General features: G+C 61.4%; 17 protein-coding genes. 13 read left to right on the top strand and 4 right to left on the bottom strand.

All coding sequences use genetic code 11. The features are described from left to right. Positions 1-220 precede the first annotated feature (220 nt). The 4 genes from nadB to ACXYL9_RS01105 all read left to right on the top strand — a co-directional run bounded on the left by nadB (position 221) and on the right by ACXYL9_RS01105 (position 3,974). Positions 221-1,807, top strand: a complete 1,587-nt coding sequence (nadB, locus tag ACXYL9_RS01090; protein ID WP_459037744.1) for an L-aspartate oxidase — start codon at positions 221-223, stop codon at positions 1,805-1,807. A 205-nt stretch (positions 1,808-2,012) separates the two neighbouring features. Next, a complete protein-coding gene (locus ACXYL9_RS01095; protein ID WP_459037745.1) occupies positions 2,013-2,555 on the top strand; it encodes an energy transducer TonB in 543 nt (180 codons plus the stop codon). A gap of 166 nt (positions 2,556-2,721) precedes the next feature. Beyond that, on the top strand, positions 2,722-3,609 hold the full coding sequence (locus ACXYL9_RS01100) for an alpha/beta fold hydrolase (RefSeq protein ID WP_459037746.1): 888 nt from the start codon (positions 2,722-2,724) through the stop codon (positions 3,607-3,609). Between the two features lie 86 nt (positions 3,610-3,695). Continuing rightward, complete coding sequence (locus tag ACXYL9_RS01105; RefSeq protein WP_459037747.1) at positions 3,696-3,974, top strand: hypothetical protein; 279 nt, start codon at positions 3,696-3,698, stop codon at positions 3,972-3,974. A gap of 259 nt (positions 3,975-4,233) precedes the next feature. Here the strand turns inward: ACXYL9_RS01105 and ACXYL9_RS01110 are convergent, their stop codons facing one another. Then, on the bottom strand, positions 4,234-4,734 hold the full coding sequence (locus ACXYL9_RS01110; RefSeq protein ID WP_459037748.1) for an energy transducer TonB: 501 nt from the start codon (positions 4,732-4,734) through the stop codon (positions 4,234-4,236). A 964-nt stretch (positions 4,735-5,698) separates the two neighbouring features. On the opposite strand from ACXYL9_RS01110, the gene ACXYL9_RS01115 reads away from it, so the two are divergent. Together ACXYL9_RS01115 and ACXYL9_RS01120 are read left to right on the top strand one after the other, a co-directional pair. Further along, a complete protein-coding gene (locus ACXYL9_RS01115) occupies positions 5,699-7,741 on the top strand; it encodes a ribonucleoside-diphosphate reductase subunit alpha (protein WP_459037749.1) in 2,043 nt (680 codons plus the stop codon). A 74-nt stretch (positions 7,742-7,815) separates the two neighbouring features. Further along, entirely contained in the window at positions 7,816-8,559 is a 744-nt protein-coding gene (locus ACXYL9_RS01120) for a hypothetical protein (protein ID WP_459037750.1), read from the top strand. Here ACXYL9_RS01120 and ACXYL9_RS01125 read toward each other — a convergent pair. Further along, positions 8,556-9,800 (bottom strand): GGDEF domain-containing protein, encoded by a 1,245-nt coding sequence (locus tag ACXYL9_RS01125; RefSeq protein WP_459037751.1) that lies wholly within the window; start codon positions 9,798-9,800, stop codon positions 8,556-8,558. The genes ACXYL9_RS01120 and ACXYL9_RS01125 overlap by 4 nt on opposite strands. Before the next feature lie 77 nt (positions 9,801-9,877). Here ACXYL9_RS01125 and ACXYL9_RS01130 point away from each other — a divergent pair, with 77 nt between their 5' ends. Both ACXYL9_RS01130 and ACXYL9_RS01135 read left to right on the top strand, forming a co-directional pair. Continuing rightward, positions 9,878-10,057, top strand: coding sequence for a hypothetical protein (locus ACXYL9_RS01130; RefSeq protein WP_459037752.1), 180 nt, complete (start codon positions 9,878-9,880; stop codon positions 10,055-10,057). A 231-nt stretch (positions 10,058-10,288) separates the two neighbouring features. After that, the gene (locus ACXYL9_RS01135; RefSeq protein ID WP_459037753.1) at positions 10,289-11,347 is read left to right on the top strand and encodes a ribonucleotide-diphosphate reductase subunit beta; all 1,059 of its coding nucleotides are present in this window, start codon (positions 10,289-10,291) and stop codon (positions 11,345-11,347) included. A 78-nt stretch (positions 11,348-11,425) separates the two neighbouring features. Here ACXYL9_RS01135 and ACXYL9_RS01140 read toward each other — a convergent pair whose 3' ends face one another. Both ACXYL9_RS01140 and ACXYL9_RS01145 read right to left on the bottom strand, forming a co-directional pair. Beyond that, complete coding sequence (locus ACXYL9_RS01140; protein WP_459037754.1) at positions 11,426-11,761, bottom strand: hypothetical protein; 336 nt, start codon at positions 11,759-11,761, stop codon at positions 11,426-11,428. Between the two features lie 79 nt (positions 11,762-11,840). Next, positions 11,841-13,496 (bottom strand): alkaline phosphatase D family protein, encoded by a 1,656-nt coding sequence (locus ACXYL9_RS01145; RefSeq protein ID WP_459037755.1) that lies wholly within the window; start codon positions 13,494-13,496, stop codon positions 11,841-11,843. Positions 13,497-13,652: 156 nt separating this feature from the next. Between ACXYL9_RS01145 and ACXYL9_RS01150 the strand changes: the two genes are divergently transcribed. Genes ACXYL9_RS01150 through ACXYL9_RS01170 form a run of 5 tightly spaced genes read left to right on the top strand, consistent with a single transcriptional unit; the run spans position 13,653 to position 16,901 of the window. After that, complete coding sequence (locus ACXYL9_RS01150; protein WP_459037756.1) at positions 13,653-13,847, top strand: hypothetical protein; 195 nt, start codon at positions 13,653-13,655, stop codon at positions 13,845-13,847. Next, complete coding sequence (locus tag ACXYL9_RS01155) at positions 13,844-14,467, top strand: hypothetical protein (protein ID WP_459037757.1); 624 nt, start codon at positions 13,844-13,846, stop codon at positions 14,465-14,467. The genes ACXYL9_RS01150 and ACXYL9_RS01155 overlap by 4 nt, the downstream gene beginning before the upstream one ends. Next, complete coding sequence (locus tag ACXYL9_RS01160) at positions 14,464-14,676, top strand: helix-turn-helix transcriptional regulator (RefSeq protein WP_459037758.1); 213 nt, start codon at positions 14,464-14,466, stop codon at positions 14,674-14,676. The genes ACXYL9_RS01155 and ACXYL9_RS01160 overlap by 4 nt, the downstream gene beginning before the upstream one ends. Positions 14,677-14,728: 52 nt before the next feature. Further along, positions 14,729-15,820 carry a YjgN family protein gene (locus ACXYL9_RS01165; protein WP_459037759.1) on the top strand — a complete coding sequence of 364 codons (1,092 nt, stop codon included), beginning with the start codon at positions 14,729-14,731 and terminating at the stop codon, positions 15,818-15,820. Beyond that, positions 15,795-16,901: a M48 family metallopeptidase gene (locus tag ACXYL9_RS01170; RefSeq protein WP_459037760.1), complete on the top strand. Its 1,107-nt coding sequence runs from the start codon at positions 15,795-15,797 to the stop codon at positions 16,899-16,901. The genes ACXYL9_RS01165 and ACXYL9_RS01170 overlap by 26 nt, the downstream gene beginning before the upstream one ends. Positions 16,902-16,926 lie beyond the last annotated feature (25 nt).

Below are 16,926 nucleotides of genomic sequence, written 5' to 3' on the forward strand. Positions count from 1 at the left end.
CCACTTCGCGGCCAGAAACCTTGCGTGTATTTTCCTGTTCGACCTGGTGGCGACCCAGAGCGCAGCTGATCATTCCGAATGGCATCGGATACGACCCTCCCGTCCATTGTATTTTTCCCTGTTGAGCAATGGCCTATCGCCAGGTTCGGCGTGGTTAAAGGCATCCGCGACGAGTCGTTCCGCGCTTGTGCCAGCGCGTTTGCAACGGCATGAGGCTGGCATGACGCACGCGACCCATGACGTATTGGTTATCGGCTCTGGGGCCGCCGGATTGACCGCGGCGCTCGAACTGGCAGAAGAAAAGAAAGTGCTGGTGCTGGCCAAGGGCTCGCTTACTGGCGGATCGACCGCTTGGGCACAGGGCGGCATCGCGGCAGTGCTCGACGCTGGCGACACTTTCGAAAATCACGTCCGCGATACGATGATCGCCGGTGCCGGCCTCAATGACCGCGAGACGGTGGAGTTTGTCATCGAACGCGCGCCACAAGCGATCGACCGTTTGTGCGAGCTTGGGGTGCCGTTCAATCGCGACGAAGACGCACTCCACCTCACCCGCGAGGGCGGACACAGCCATCGCCGCATCGTCCATGTCAACGACGCCACCGGCTGGGCCGTACAAGAAGCCCTGCTCAAGGCAGCAGGGGCTAACCCGAACATCACCCTATTGCCGGGACGAACCTGCATCGACCTCATCACCGACCGCAACCGCCAGGAATTTTCCGGCGCCGGCCATGTCTGGGGCGCCTATGCGCTCGACGAGGCGACCGGTGCGGTCGAGGCGCATATTGCCCGGGCCACAGTCATGGCGGCTGGCGGAGCTGGCCGCTGCTACCTGTTTTCAACCGCGCCGCGCGGAGCGACCGGAGACGGGATCGCCATGGCCTGGCGGGCCGGCGCGCGTGTTTCGAACATGGAGATGATGCAGTTCCACCCGACCTGCCTGTATAATCTAGAGGTCAAGAACTTCCTCATCACCGAGGCGGTGCGCGGCGAAGGCGGGCGACTTTTCCACCCGGAAACGGGCCATCGCTTCATGGCGGATTACGATCCCGAACGGATGGAGCTGGCGCCGCGCGATGTCGTCGCCCGAGCGATCGACGACCAGATCAAGCGCTATGGTCTCGACTATGTCCACCTTGATATCAGCCACCAGCCACCGGAATTCGTGGCCGAGCATTTCCCCAACATCCACGAAAAGCTGCTCGGCCTCGGCATCGACATGACCAAGGGACCGATCCCGGTCGTGCCCGCACAGCACTATACGTGCGGCGGGGTCCTGGTGGACCTGTTCGCGCGAACCGACCTGCCGGGCCTGTGGGCCGCCGGGGAATGTACCGAGAGCGGCCTGCACGGCGCCAACCGGCTGGCGTCGAACAGCCTGCTCGAATGCTTCGTTTTCGGCGACGCGGCAGCGCACGACATCCTCACCATGTGGGACGAATTGCCCGAGCCGCCGGAAATCCGCGAATGGGACGAGAGCCGGGTCACCGACTCGGACGAGGAGGTCGTCATCAAGCAGAACTGGACCGAGATCCGCCGCTTCATGTGGAACTATGTCGGTATTGTGCGGACGACCAAACGGCTCGAACGCGCCGCCCATCGTATCAAGTTGCTGCGCGACGAAGTCGACGATTATTACGGCCATTTCCGGGTGACCACCGACCTGATCGAGCTGCGCAACCTGCTGGAGGCGGCGAACCTGATCGTGCGCTCGGCGCTGGCCCGGCACGAGAGCCGCGGACTGCACTTCACACTCGACTATCCCGAAACCGATCCGATCGCCCGCGACACCGTGTTGATACCCTGACCAAACACTAATCGGTCGTCGTCACCCGTTCGTCGGGAAGCTTGTTACGCCGATAGAAGCGTGATTGCAGCTTTCGTGCCGCCACGGCATCTGGACTGTCGGGAGCGGCGCTCAGACCCCCTTTTTCCCGCGTCGCTCCCGATCGACCACCAATGCCCCCGGCACGAGGAATTTTGGGACTGTGCTCGGCTAAGGCGGTCAACACGTGGCCGATCATCCAACGAAACTGATGGAGGATGATCCGATGAATACCCTTGTAAGCAAAGCCCTTATCGCAACTGCCGCCATGGCGCTCAGCGCCACTGCCTTGACCCCCGCCATCGCCCAGAGCGCTGACGAAATCCTCGTCACCCCGTCGGGTGCGATGCAGAACTGGCGGGCCGATGTCAGCCGCGACCTGAGCCGCCAGCTCGACCAAGCCGAACGGTTCGCCAAGTACAATCCCGAACCCGGGATCGTGCAGGTGCGCTTCACCCTTGACGAGAATGGCCATCCTGTCGGCATGAAAACCTATCGCAGCTCGGGATCGATCAGTTCCGATCGCGCCGCACGGTGGGCTGTTCGTCGCCTCGCTAATCTCGATGATGTGCCAGTTCGGGTGAAGTCGGGTACGACCTTCCAGGCCAATGTCATCTTCGCCGAAACCCCGGCGCAGCGTGACCAGCTGGCCAAGAAGCTCGCCTGGATCGAGAGCAAGCGCCTGGCCAGTGCATCGGCCGAAGCCGGCGTCATTGCCCTCGGTTCCTGATCCCCGCGAAGAACTGAGCCCCCCGCATCGCCGCGTTGCCTGCCCGGGCAGCGCGGCGTTGTACGTCTGGCTGCACTCGCGCGGCCATCCGGCGCGACTTGCCGCGGTCTGGCTTGTGGGCCATGCAGTGATGGCTGCGAAGCCATGCAAGGGAAAATGAGACACCATGCCCGAAGTGACCGCCAACAACATCACCATCCATTATGATGACCACGGCCCTGCCGATGCGGAGCCGATCCTGCTGATAATGGGGTTCGGCGCCCAGATGACCCTGTGGCCGATGGAGCTGGTCGAAGCGCTCACCGGGCGGGGCTTCCGGGTGCTCCGTCACGACAATCGCGATATCGGCCTCAGCCACAAGTTCGACGGGGTGAAGGCGCCCGGCCTGCTCAAACTGACCATCCTGGGCAAGCTCGGCTTCACCCCCAAGGTGCCATACACGCTGGCCGATATGGCGGACGACAGCGCCGGTCTGCTCGATGCGCTGGCTATTGAGCAGGCGCATATTGTCGGCGGGTCGATGGGGGGCATGATCGCGCAGCATTTCGCAGTGCGCCACCCCACCAAGACCAAGACGCTGACCTCCATTTTCTCCACCACCGGCAATCCGAAATTGCCGCCGGCCAAGAAGGAAGCTTTACAGACGCTCATCACCCGACCCAAGTCGATGGAAGAGGACGTGCTGGTCGAACACGGCGTCAAGCTGGCCCGCGCGATTGGCAGTCCAGGCTATCCAGCCCCCGAGGATCGTCTGCGTGAGCGGACCCGGGAAGCGGTCCGCCGCAGCCTCTACCCCGAAGGGCCTACGCGGCATCTGTCGGCGATCATCGCCGATGGGGACAGGCGTGCAATGCTGAAAGATATCACCGCGCCGACCCTCGTGCTGCACGGTGAAGACGATCCGCTGGTTCCGGTCGAGGGCGGCCACGATACCGCCAAGCATATCCCGGGTGCCAAAATCCGCACAATCCCCGGTTGGGGTCACGACCTCCCGATGGAACTGGTCGATGATATTGCCGATGCCATCGCCGGGCATGCGCGGGACGGTTCCTAGGAAAAAATTCGGAACAGCACCTGCCCTAGCGCGTTTTTTGGGTGACCTGCGGGACAGAGCCCGCAACGCAACTTGGGGAAACCATTATGAAGAAGTTTATTGCAGCCACCGCTATCCCGGCCCTGTTTCTTGTCGCTGCTTGCGGCCCTGACAGCGCGCGCGAGGAAGCTGGCGATTCGCTGGAAGAAAGCGCTGACGCAATCGAAGATATCGGCGACGATCGTGCCGAGGCTCTCGAAGAAGCTGCCGATGAAGCATCGACCGATGCCCGCGAAGACCGGCTCAACGCCAAGGCGGAACGGATCGATGACGTGGGCGACAATGCCGCCGACGCGATGAACGAGAAAGCCGATGAAATGGAGTAATCGGTCAATGTCGGCGAGAGCCGGCCCCGATTGAAAATGGAAACGGGCTTCGCGGTAACGAAGCCCGTTTCTTTGTGCAGGGACGGTCTGCGGATCGGCGTTTCATGACGTGGCTTGCCGGGGGTGGACAGTCACGCGAGCCGATGGGGTCCGCCGTCTTCCCTCACAATTCTGGCGGTTGGGCTCAAAGTGCCCGGCATCGCCTGCGATCCTTCCGCAGGTTGGACCGCCAACGATGCCGGTGCACACCCGCCGGTCGTCAACCGCCCGGCGAATTGGCGATGAAGCCAATGGCGACGTAGGTCGCAGCGGGGGTCTTCGACGCAATGCGTGCGCGTTCGCTCTGCGCAAGCTCTGCTTCCAGTTCGCGCATTTCGACGTTGCTTGTGGCTACGATGATATTAGCCAGGAACCGCTGGTTGCGCCCTCGCTGTCCATTGATCGGCTCCAGCTTGCGCACCGAGCGCATGGCGATACGATCCAGTGATGCAGACCCGGACTTGCGATAGAAGTCCGCATTCACGGGCTCGCCATTCTCATCGGTTGCGAAGGTCACCTGGACGATACCTCCATTGGCGCTCGAATAGTCGTAAAACTTGAGCGTCCGGTCCAGGGTGCGGTCGAGATCGGCCGACACTTCAGCCACGACGTTGGGAGAAACCCGCTCCGGCTGGACCAAGATTTCCGGGGTCTGCGCGAATGCAGCGAAAGATGTGATGGCCAGCGTAGCGGCGGTGAACGATGTGAGTAGAGTCTTCATTTCGATCATCCTTTTGTTTGGGGGGGGATGATCGGCTATTTGGCGCCCGACTGTCGTCACAAGGCATATTATGAATCTTGCTCGCAACGACCTAAACAGTCGATCGAGAATTCCATTACCTGCGGATCGTGGGATTCCTGCTGCGAAGAATAGGTGGCGACCCAGCAAAGTCAATGTTCGCGACTAACGGTTCACCGTAAAATCGAGCAAGATCATGAATTATCGGTAATAGTGCGAGTATCTATTTTCGTTATGAAATCAATGCAGTTTCACTTGATACCATTCGACTCGCCACTTGCCCGCCATATCGTTCATACATAGTCGGCGGAGAAGCGCGGCACACTTGGCACGGCTTGCCCGAGGGCACGCGCGACAGGCCGCGAGGGCAGCTAAGGGTGACCATGGCCGAGTGATCCCCGCCAAGCTACTCAATGCGTGGTCGGGACATGACGGGGGTTCAAAAAGTCCAAAAATTGCTTGCAGACATCACGATCGGGCGCACATTGATTCCGAAGCTGCAATCACCATATTTTTCTTCACAGTTTGATTTAGGGGCTTGCGCATCACAGGACCCAAGCATTTCCCATGCGTCGCGGCGTATCGACCGGCTAACACACCGCGGCGGATTGCCTTGAAGCAGCTTAAATCGGCATTTACCCTCTTGCGTGTGTGACCCGGCTGATTCAGTATCTAGTGGTTCGCTTCGCAGGTGAACCCCAAAACCTAGTCTAAACGGTCCGCCAGCACGCATTTCCGCGAGATCCGGCGAATCACCGAAAGATCTAGGTCGGATGAATTGCCTGTGGGTGAAACGGGGGACAGTCAGGGGACGGGAAAACCCAGCACGACTGGCTTCGTGGCATAGCGCGACGGCGAAACGGAATCGTCCTCGACTGTGTGGAACGAATGTGGAACAAAGGGCGACCTACGAGTCGCCTTTAATAACGAGAGCGGGGCGAGAGACATGGATTTCAAGGCTGGAGACGACCGGGCAATGGCTACCGAGACGCTGGACACAGACGAAAGCGACACCGATGCCACTGGCACGAAAGCCTCCGGCAAGAACGAAGCGAAAGCGGTTGCAATGAAGCAGAATGATCAAGGTTCGGACGAATTGGTAGCGGATGCCGCTGCCGGGGCCATGGCCGAAGTGGTCAAGGCTGCAGCCAAGCCCGAGGTAGACAGCAAGAAGGTCAATGATCGTCGCTTCACCATCGTCACCGACGAGACGCGCGATGCCAATCTGACCGAGTTCGGCAAGGAAACGCTGATCGATCGCTACCTGCTGCCGGGCGAGAATTTCCAGGACCTGTTTGCGCGTGTGGCCGATGCCTATGCCGACGATCAGGATCATGCCCAGCGGCTCTACGATTATATTTCGAACCTGTGGTTCATGCCGGCGACCCCGGTGCTTTCCAACGGCGGCACCAATCGTGGCCTGCCGATCAGCTGCTATCTCAATTCGGTGTCCGACAGCCTCGAAGGTATCGTCGGCACCTGGAACGAGAATGTGTGGCTGGCCTCCAAGGGCGGCGGCATCGGCACCTATTGGGGCAATGTTCGCGGGATTGGCGAGCCGGTCGGTCTCAATGGCAAGACCAGCGGCATCATCCCCTTCGTGCGCGTGATGGATTCTCTCACCCTCGCCATCAGCCAGGGTTCGCTGCGGCGCGGCTCGGCAGCCTGCTACATCGACGTCCACCATCCGGAAATCGAGGAGTTCCTCGAGATTCGCAAACCGTCGGGCGACTTCAACCGCAAGGCGCTGAACCTGCACCACGGCGTGCTGCTGACCGATGAATTCATGGAAGCGGTCCGCAATGGCGACGAATTCGAACTGAAATCGCCCCGGGATGGCAGCGTGCGCGGCAAGGTCGATGCGCGCAGCCTGTTCCAGAAGCTGGTCGAAACCCGACTGGCGACCGGTGAGCCCTATATCGTGTTCTCCGACACGGTGAACCGGATGATGCCGAAGCATCACCGCGATCTCGGCCTCAAGGTTTCCACCTCCAACCTGTGCTCGGAGATCACCCTGCCGACCGGGATCGACCATCTCGGCAATGATCGCACCGCGGTCTGCTGCCTGAGCTCACTCAATATTGAAAAATGGGACGAGTGGAACGGCGACAAGCGGTTCATCGAGGATATCATGCGCTTCCTCGACAACGTCCTGCAGGACTATATCGACCGGGCCCCGGACGAAATGGCACGGGCCAAGTATTCGGCCAGCCGCGAACGCAGCGTGGGGCTGGGCGTGATGGGCTTCCACTCATTCCTGCAGGCCAAGAACCTGCCGCTGGAAGGGCCGATGGCCAAGGCCTGGAACCTCAAGATGTTCCAGCACATCCACGCCAAGGCGTGCGAGGCATCGATGATGCTGGCGCAGGAACGCGGCGCCTGCCCCGATGCCGAGGAAATGGGTGCGATGGAGCGTTTCAGCTGCAAGCTGGCAATCGCGCCGACCGCCTCGATCAGCATCATCTGCGGTGGCACCAGCGCCTGCATCGAGCCGATCCCGGCCAACATCTATACCCACAAGACGCTGTCGGGCTCTTTCGTGGTGAAGAACCCCCACCTCGAAAAATTGCTCAAGAAGAAGAGCAAGGATTCGACCGCGATCTGGAACTCGATCCTCGAACGCGGTGGTTCGGTGCAGCATCTCGACTTCCTCGACGTGGAAGAAAAGGCGACCTTCAAGACCAGCTTCGAGATCGACCAGCGCTACCTGCTCGAATTCGCGGCTGACCGTGCGCCCTATATCGACCAGGCACAGTCGCTGAACCTTTTCATCCCGGCCGATGTCGACAAATGGGACCTGATGATGCTGCACTTCCAGGCTTGGGAGAAGGGCATCAAGTCGCTCTACTACCTGCGCTCGAAATCGATGCAGCGAGCCGGTTTCGCTGGCGGGGTGGAAGCCGACAACACGACCGATGCAACCAAGTTCGAACTGAGCGCCAACGCCGGCGAGCAGACCGATTACGAGGAATGCCTCAGCTGCCAGTGATGCGGCAGCACGGTTCGTGATTTGACGTCAGCCCCGGCCAAGGGGCGGTAGCTCGCGCAGGGTCTGGAATTCACGTGAATGCGATTAGTTCAGGCGCAAGCCGAGAGGGCCGGTCACTGGGCTTGAAGCATCGGGTGCGCGATGCGCTCGCCCCCTATCCACGCCTGTTTTTGCCCATCTACCGCACTCTCGCTCCCGAGAGCCACGCTCGTTTGGCAGTGTCACATGACACCCAGATCGTGATCGAAGGCTTCCCGCGCTCGGCTAACACCTTCGCAGTTGTCGCCTTCAGCCAGGCACAGGGCGGCCGGCAAGTGCGCATCGCCCATCACCTGCATGCCGAAGCGCAGATTCTGGCCGGGGTTAAGCGCAAACTACCGGTCATCGTCCTGATCCGAAGGCCCGAGGATGCTATTCGCAGCCTCAAGATCGCTTTTCCGGATCAGGATGAGAACCGGATGTTGCGGCTCTACTTGCGCTTCTACCGCGCTATTGAGCGCGTTCGCGAACAGGTGGTGATCGCAGAATTCACGCGCACGACCAAGGATTTCAGCGCGATCCTGCGGCAAGTGAACGAGCAGTTCGGCACCGATTTCGCGCAATTCGAAGATAACGAGACATCGGTGCAGGAGGTGTTCGACCGCATCAGCGCCATCAACGCAGGCGGCCATCGCAATAGCAACCTTATCGCCAGGCCGGCCGCCCACAAGGACGAGGCCAAGGATAAGATTGCGCTCGACCTGGACCCTGCCAGGCTTGCGCAAGCGCAAGACCTGTTCGCCAGGCTCATCGATGAGAATGGGCCGTCCCGGTCCTAGCTGGCCAGCCGGTCGACCCGCAACTCGATCCGCTCTGAAGCAACGACGCGGTTCCGCCCCTCGCGCTTGGCCTGGTAAAGCGCGCGGTCGGCGCGCGCTGTCAGATCGGACAAGTCGACCGAGGCCTGTGAGCCGGTCGAAGCGATCCCGATGCTGGTGCTGATGCGTTGCCGGGTGCAGTCGCGGATCGGGATGTCGAGCCTCTCGATGGCGCGGCGGACCATTTCGGCCACCTGCTCCGCTTCAGTGACCGAGCGACTGCGGAACGCGGCAATGAACTCTTCGCCCCCGAACCTCGCGACCAGCCCGCCGATGTCGCGGAATGCACTTTCGAGGCATTGACCCACTGCGCGCAAAGCGCGGTCACCGGCCTGGTGCCCATATTGGTCATTGAACCTTTTGAAATGATCGAGATCGATCATCATCACCGTTACCTCTTCCTGCTCGCCAATGTTGGCTCGCTGATAGGATCGCGCAAACAACTTGCTGAAAGATCGCCGGTTGCTGAGGCCCGTCAGCGCATCGCGTTCCGACAATTCGCGCAACACCCGGATGTTCTGTTCGAGCTCGGTCTGGGTGAACCGGTCGCGAATATCGAACAGGAATGCGCGCTCGTTCTCGGTGGTATGGCGAAAGGCAATCGCCAGCGCGGCACTGCAGACGAGCAGCGAGATGAGAACATGCTGCAACATGACCATGCCCGGCAGGGCGTGGGGCCACAGACCCGTAACGAAAATTGCCGCGCAAAATCCAATCGCAAAGCCAAGCTTCTCATTGCGCAACAGCGGCAAGAGCAAGAGTGCCATGCCCAGCAACAGCGAACTCGACATGGTATAGCGCGTGGCAGTCGCCGCATCGGCGTAGCTGGCGAGGTGCACGACGATGGTGCCGAATGCGATTATGGTGCACGAGACGCCCAGTTTGAGAGCCCTGATCTTGATGCGGTAGGCATTGGCAATCAGGATCAGTCCCGGCATCAACACCAGCGCGACGCGCAGGAACATACCCCTGATCATCTGATCCGGAAGAGCGATGGCATCGAGCAGCATCGTGATGACGGCGATAGCGAGAGTCACGATCAGGAAGTATCGAAGTTCGCGGGCTGTTGCCCGACGACTTTGGGTGAGATAGGCGCGTTTCAGGGCGTCCGGCCAAGTGGCGAACCCGTGCCGACCGACAATCGCCTCGGCAAGCGCATCCTGCAGTTCAGAATGCTCCAGCGATGTCCCAAGGACGGTCAACTTTCCTATTCCCCCTGCCCAATAGCCCTTCGCCCGTCGTAACGCGGGCCAAGCACAGTCTTGGCATAAAAGCCTTAATGAGCCGTTTGCCAGGCTGGATCGACCGCGATCACGCCCGGATCTGGCGCTGCGCCATAGCGGTGAAATGCCGCGCGATCGGCCGACTTTTGGCAAGTATCGACAGAGCTTGTTCGTGCACGATCCCGGACAAGACCAAGGGTAGCTGGCTGGCCAGGATTGGTGTATGGAACGAATAGAGAACTGCCAACATTCCACAGGCTGAACCTCGGCGCGCTGCGGGTCGGGGCCAAAGCGGGGGATAAGCCCCGGACTTTGTGGCGGGATTGCTATCGAATCACCTTCGTGATTCATACAGTGGGAGTTCACGTCATGGCTGCCAGACACAAGATGTCGTTGTCTGGAGCCTGCAATACAGCCGTATTGTCTACTATATATTGATTGCCAGAACCCGCACCGGAGATTCGTCCATGTCCCTTCTCGAAGCCCGCAAGACCTACAAGCCCTTCGAATATCCGTGGGCCTACGACTTCTGGAAACGCCAGCAGCAGATCCACTGGATGCCTGAAGAGGTGCCGCTGGGCGAAGACTGTCGCGACTGGGCGCAAAAACTGACCGAGCACGAGCGCAATCTGCTCACCCAGATCTTCCGCTTCTTCACCCAGGCCGATGTCGAGGTGCAGGATTGCTACCACGACAAATACGCCCGCGTGTTCAAGCCGACCGAGATCAAGATGATGCTGACCGCCTTCTCCAACATGGAGACGGTGCACATCGCGGCCTACAGCCATCTGCTCGACACCATCGGCATGCCCGAAAGCGAATATTCCGCCTTCCTCGATTACGAGGAAATGGCTGACAAGCATTCCTACATGCAGCAGTTCGGCGTCGACACGGACGAAGATATCGCCCGCACGCTGGCGATGTTCGGTGGCTTTACCGAGGGCATGCAGCTGTTCGCCAGCTTCGCCATGCTGATGAACTTCCCGCGCTTCAACAAGATGAAGGGCATGGGCCAGATCGTGTCATGGTCGGTCCGCGATGAAAGCCTTCATTGCGAAGGCATCATCCGCATGTTCCACGAATTTGTGCGCGAACGGGACTGCTACACCAAGGCGGTTAAGGAAGACATCATCGACATCTGCCAGAAGTCGGTGCGGCTGGAAGACAATTTCATCGACCTCGCCTTCGAGATGGGTCCGGTCTCCGGCATGACGCCCAAGGAGATCAAGAAGTACATCCGCTACATCGCCGACTGGCGGCTCGGCCAGCTTGGCCTGCAGCCGATCTACATGGTCGAGGATCACCCGCTGCCTTGGCTCGCCCCGCTGCTCAACGGCGTTGAGCACGCCAACTTCTTCGAACAGCGCGCCACCGAATATTCCAAGGGCGCGACCAAGGGCAATTGGCAGGACGTGTGGGGCACCTTCGACAAACGCCACGGCGCCAAGGCCGCCAACGAGGAAGTAGCGATCGACGAAGGACCCGACATGTTCGGCGATGAGAACGGCAGCGTCGCAGCGGAGTAGGCCAGGCCTAAATACAAGGAAAAGGGGCCCGCGCTTTGGTGGTGCGGGCCCCTTTTCGTTTTCTGCGATGTTGCAGGGTTAGGCGGCGACTGAATCGGCCTTGCTGTTGGTCGATGCCTTCTTCGAGTTGTTGTTGCTGGCGCTCGTCCTGCTGCTATCGGCCTTGGTACTGCTCTTGGCACGCTTGCCGCTGCGGGACTTCCCGGACGACTTGCTGCTGCTGTCGTCCTTCTTGTCCATGTACTTCTTCACCGCGTAACCACCCACGCCCATGACGAGCATGGCCGGAATGCTGAGACGGCTAAGGACCATAGGCACAGCCGCACCAATGGCAGCACCCGTGGGTCCACCGATACCGCGTGCGTTCTGGGCCATTTTTCCGCCCACCAGGGCGCCAATCATCTTACCAATCATGAAATTTGTCTCCTTTGCCCAACCAACGGAAAGACAGGGCATTCGTTCCAGCCAGTCGCATACCGCACAGCAAGTTTGCTCAGCCGGCGTCGAGCACACGCGAGTCTGCCTGCGAGACCATCACCTTGGACGCGGCAAGCTCGGTCGAATGCTGCCGGACGGTATCGAGGAAGCGGAATTCGGCGCTCGCACGGGCTGGCGTCAGTTCGACCGCGAGGTAGCCGCGCTGCGAAGTGTTGGCCCATCGCAACTGCGGGTTCTCCTCGACCAATGTGCGGGCAAGGCCGGTCTGGTCGATCGTGCCGAGATAGGCCTCGTAACCGGGCGAGGTTACGCTTTGCCCGGCGAACTCCACGCCGACCGGCGTGCCGCCGTGGTCGAGATCGAAGGCCCAGGCATTGTGGCTGTCGCCGGCCAGCACCAGCAAATTGGCATCGGCTTCGAGAGAGGATTGGAACAGTCGCTGGCGCGCGGCGGGGTAACCGTCCCACGCATCCATGTTGGTCGGGATACCGGCCGATCCTGCCAGCACCGCCGCGATGACCCGTTCGCGTACAAATTGCGGTATCGCCTCGGTCATCGCTGCCATCAGCGTGGGCGAAGCTTTGGTGCTGCCCATGATCACCTGCTGGGCGAGCACCTGCCAGACCTTGCCTTCGGCCCGCGAGCGCTTGAGCCCCTCGGCAAGCCAACCCTCCTGCTGGAGCCCGAGCATGGTCCGATCGGGATCGAAATAGGCACCGTTGCGAAAGGCCAGCAGCGCCTGCCGCGCCGCTTCGGGCGATGTCTTCCCCTTGAGGACGCGACCAATGCTGAAGGGTTCGTCGCGCGCGCCCAGACGCGTTTCCAACCGGAAGATCGTGGCAAGATTGCCAATCTCATAGGCAGCGTAGTCGGCATCGCTTACCGGCAACCACTCGCGATAGGCGCGCATCGCGGCACGCTTGCGTACGCTCCACTCTCCCTCGGTTTCTGGCTGATGGTTCTCGGCCCCTGTGGCGTAACTGTCATTGGCGCTCTCGTGATCGTCCCAGCCCATGATCATGGGGTAAAGCTGGGTGAGGCGCTGGAGATCGGCGTCGCGTCGATAATTGGCATGGCGGAGGCGGTATTCTACCAGGCTGACGATTTCCGATGCCGGGTCGAGGAAGCGGCCGGGCAAGGCCTCCGAGCGCGACGGATAGGTTCCCGGCTCGTATTCGTAGAAATAGTCACCGGTATGCACGACGAGGTCGAACCCGTCGGCGGCTGCGGCATGGGCATAGGCATTGAACCAGCCGAAGCCGAGATTGGCGCAGGAAAATACCGCCAGCCTGAACCGGTCGATCGGGCCGACCGGCAGGGTCCGGGTTCGCCCCTCGGCCGAGGAATTGCCCTGTGCGTCGCGGAACCTGTAGGTGTACCAGCGCCCCGGCTCGAGCCTGGTCGCAATTGGCTTCACGCACCAGTCGTTTTCAGGTGAGGCCTCAACCTCGCCGCCGCCGACAATCTTGCGCGCATCGTCGCGGATTTCCCATTCGACCGTCGTCGGCTGCTCGGCGACATAGCGGCTCCACAGCAGCACCGATGACGCGCTTGGCTCGCCGCTGGCGACCCCCCATGCGAAGCCGCGATCTCCCGCGTGTGCGGCGAGCGGCGCGGCAGCGAGGCCTGCGCCCAGCGCCCCCGCCTTGAGTAAACTGCGGCGGTCAAGCGAAGGGATGGCTGCCGCCCCTGGCGGCTCGGTTGGATTCATCAGACATTCCTCTCTCCCGATGTGATGCGCGGAAACGCCAGCAGCGACAAGTCGGTCGATCGCCCTAGGAAAGCGTGCTTGGCGTTGTGGAAAGCGAACTTGACTTCCATCCTTATCGGTGTCAATTAAACTTTACATAAAGCAAAGGGAGCTTGAATGATGTCTATCTCCAAACCCCATCTCGCCGCATTCTTGTCGGGACTGTTCCTCGTTCTCGTCGTCATTCTCACTCGCGGCGATATCCTCTCGGCCAGCCAGGTGGAGGCTGTAGTGCTATTTGGGCCGATCCTGATTTTCACCATGCTGCTGCCCCGCAGCTCGTGTCGCCTGACCCATGGAGACGCATCGTGAGCGCGCCATTGCAGACCGGCGTGCTGGGCCGGGGACCATGGTTCTGGGCCGGGATGGCGCTGATAACGATGGCGATCATCACCGCGCTCGGAATTACCGGCGCTGTCGAGCAGAAGCCGCTCCTGCTTCTGATGCTGCTGGTGCCCGTGTCGCTAATGGTGCCGCTGTTCGTGGCCGCATCGCGCCGTGCAGAGGCGGGTGCGCAAGGTTGCGGCAAGGGCGTGGCGCAAGCCCGCTATATAAAGCGCGTCGGCCTGTTCACCGGGCTCTACCTCGTGGCTATTGCCTCCATGACCTATTTCACCAAGACCGCCGAGGCACAGGGCGCGGTGCGGGTGGTTCTGGCGTTGCTGCCCGGCTTCGCAATCGTCGGGGTGCTATGGGCGGTCGGAAGACTGATCGTCGAGGAAAGCGACGAGTTCATGCGGATGCTGGTGATCCGGCAAACGCTGGTCGCAACCGCCGTTGCACTGTGCGGGGCCTCGATCTGGGGTTTCCTCGAAGCGGCAGATATCGTCCCGCACCTCGATGCCTATTGGGTGGTGGTCGCATGGTTTGCCGGACTTGGCGCCGGAGCGGTGGCCAACCGCATCCAGTTCGGTACTTGGGACGCTATATGAAAAACCGCCTCAAGGTGCTGCGGGCCGAACGCGACTGGAGCCAGCAGGACCTGGCCGAACGGCTCGGCGTCTCGCGCCAAAGCGTCAATGCGATCGAGACCGGTCGCTACGATCCCTCGCTGCCGCTTGCGTTCAGGATTGCCGGCCTGTTCGGCCTGCCGATCGAGCAAATCTTCGAGCCTGAGGAACACGTCGCCGGACGCGATTGACTTTGAGCCCTCGCTGCATGACCAAGTGACAGAAAACCGGGGGAACTACTCAATGCATGGAAATCTCGACGAGCAGGGCGCGCCCAGCGCCTTCGCTTTCGAAGGCAACTGGCGCGAATTCGCGCCGATCGCCTTCACCAACCTGCTGCTGACCATCGTTACGCTGGGCATCTATCGCTTTTGGGCGACCGCGCGCGCGCGCCGCTACCTGTGGTCGCGCAGCCGCTTTGTCGACGAGCATCTCGAATGGGCCGGCACCGGCAAGGAGCTGTTCGTCGGTTTCCTGCTCGTCCTGCTCCTGTTCGGCGTCCCCTATTTCATAGTCAGCTTTGGTGTGCAGGCGCTGATCGCGCGAGGCCACGAGACGGCCGGCGCGGTGATCGCCTTCGCCTCGCTGCTCGCCATCTTCTACCTGTTCGGCGTCGCACGCTTCCGGGCGCTGCGCTACCGCCTCTCGCGCACGCGCTGGCGCGGGATCCGCGGCGGCAGCGACGACAAGGGCTTCCGCTTCGCGCTGTCCTATATGTGGAAGAACCTCGTCGGCTGGATCCCGCTCGGCCTGCTCATCCCGTGGTCGATGACCAGCCTGTGGAACGAGCGCTGGAGTCGGATGAGCTTCGGCCCGCACCAGTTCGAAGCGCATGCCAAATCCGGGGGCGTGTTCGCGCGCTTCCTGCTGTTTTACCTGACGCCGCTGATCTTCTTCATCGGCGCTATCGCGCTGGGCGGCATGGGCATGTTGGCAGGCTACGGCATCGGCGGCGAGGATGGCATGGCCATTGGCGGGGTACTTGGGATCATCGGCCTCATCCTTTTCTTTTATCTCGGCCTCGGCCTGATCGCGGTCGCCTTCTACGCCAAGTTCTATCGCGAGGTCGTCGGCGCCACACGCTGGGACAATCTCGAATTCAGCTTCGAGGCTTCGACCATGGACTGGGTGAAGCTGCTTGTCGTCGACGTGATCCTGGTCGTCTTCACCCTCGGTATCGGCGCGATCTTCCTCTCCTATCGTCACTGGAAGTTCATGATGACCCATCTTGAGGCGAGCGGCGAGATCCTGCTCGACGAGCTGACCCAGTCGACCACCACCACCGCCAGCCACGGCGAGGGCCTGCTCGATGCCTTCGACATGGGAGCGATCTGAGCCGATGGAAGACAGCTTTCGCCTCGCGGCCAGCTGGTATGACGGGCGCACCGCAGTGCGTCACGAGGGCCAAGGCGTCTGGGACGGGGCCGACACGCTGGTCCTGTCGTCGCCCACTGCCGACGATGTGGTGGCCTTGTCCGAGCTGGTCTTTGCCGAGAACCGTGGCGGGCAGGCAGTCTATCGCAGCGAGGCGAAGCTCGACTTCCGGCTCTTACTGCCCGGCGAGCTGCCGCCGGGCCTCGCCCACCATCTGCCGCGCGAGAGCAAATATGGCGACTGGATCGACCGGCTGGGCCTCGGCAAGGCGGTGGCGATCTTCGCCGTGGCCAGCGCCGCGGTGGGGGCACTGTTCCTGACCGCGCCCGAGTGGCTCGGCCCGCGCATCCCGGCCAGCTGGGAGCGCAATCTGGGCGAGGCGATGATCGGCCATTTCGGCGGTCGCCTGTGCCATACGCCGGCAGGTGACGCGGCGCTGCAAAAGCTGCTCGACAGGATGGACCCGGAGAACGAGCAGGTTCGCGCTGGCATCGCCAATATCGACATGGTCAATGCAGTTGCCCTGCCCGGCGGGCAGGTGCTGCTATTCGACGGGCTGGTACAGCAGGCGCAGAGCCCTGCCGAGCTCGCCGGCGTGCTCGGCCACGAGATCGGCCATGTGCGCGAGCGCCATGTGATGACTGCGCTACTGCGCCAGTTCGGGCTCTCGATCCTGCTGGCCGGAGCCAATTCGGGCGTGTCGGACACGATCTTCGGCGTCGCGGCCATGGGTTATTCACGCGACGCCGAGCGCGAGGCCGATACCTATGCGAGAGCCCGGATGAAGCAGAGCAATGTCTCCCCGCTCGGGGCAGCCAGCTTCTTTGAGCGCCTGTCAGAGCAATATGGCGACGCCGAGGACCAGCCGGCGCTGGTCGGCTGGATCGCCAGCCATCCCGCGCCAGGCGAACGGGCCGGTGCCTATCGCGCCGTTGCCAAGAGCGGTGCCGATTATCCGCCGGTTCTGACCGACGAGGAATTCGCAGCCCTCAAATCGATGTGCCGCGACGATCCCAATGTTGAAGAATTCGAATTCTTCTGAGCCTTGTCATTCGGGCTCCCGAACC

This window comes from Qipengyuania sp. CAU 1752 (genome assembly GCF_054482615.1).

Bases quoted from the DNA above. Each gene is read 5' to 3' on its own strand.
- ACXYL9_RS01115 (WP_459037749.1), top strand. From the start codon at position 5,699: ATGGATTTCAAGGCTGGAGACGACCGGGCAATGGCTACCGAGACGCTG.
- ACXYL9_RS01160 (WP_459037758.1), top strand. From the start codon at position 14,464: ATGAAAAACCGCCTCAAGGTGCTGCGGGCCGAACGCGACTGGAGCCAG.
- ACXYL9_RS01110 (WP_459037748.1), bottom strand. From the start codon at position 4,734: ATGAAGACTCTACTCACATCGTTCACCGCCGCTACGCTGGCCATCACA.
- ACXYL9_RS01170 (WP_459037760.1), top strand. From the start codon at position 15,795: ATGCCTTCGACATGGGAGCGATCTGAGCCGATGGAAGACAGCTTTCGC.
- ACXYL9_RS01140 (WP_459037754.1), bottom strand. From the start codon at position 11,761: ATGATTGGTAAGATGATTGGCGCCCTGGTGGGCGGAAAAATGGCCCAG.
- ACXYL9_RS01145 (WP_459037755.1), bottom strand. From the start codon at position 13,496: ATGAATCCAACCGAGCCGCCAGGGGCGGCAGCCATCCCTTCGCTTGAC.
- ACXYL9_RS01150 (WP_459037756.1), top strand. From the start codon at position 13,653: ATGATGTCTATCTCCAAACCCCATCTCGCCGCATTCTTGTCGGGACTG.
- ACXYL9_RS01130 (WP_459037752.1), top strand. From the start codon at position 9,878: ATGAGCCGTTTGCCAGGCTGGATCGACCGCGATCACGCCCGGATCTGG.
- ACXYL9_RS01100 (WP_459037746.1), top strand. From the start codon at position 2,722: ATGCCCGAAGTGACCGCCAACAACATCACCATCCATTATGATGACCAC.
- ACXYL9_RS01165 (WP_459037759.1), top strand. From the start codon at position 14,729: ATGCATGGAAATCTCGACGAGCAGGGCGCGCCCAGCGCCTTCGCTTTC.
- nadB (WP_459037744.1), top strand. From the start codon at position 221: ATGACGCACGCGACCCATGACGTATTGGTTATCGGCTCTGGGGCCGCC.
- ACXYL9_RS01105 (WP_459037747.1), top strand. From the start codon at position 3,696: ATGAAGAAGTTTATTGCAGCCACCGCTATCCCGGCCCTGTTTCTTGTC.
- ACXYL9_RS01135 (WP_459037753.1), top strand. From the start codon at position 10,289: ATGTCCCTTCTCGAAGCCCGCAAGACCTACAAGCCCTTCGAATATCCG.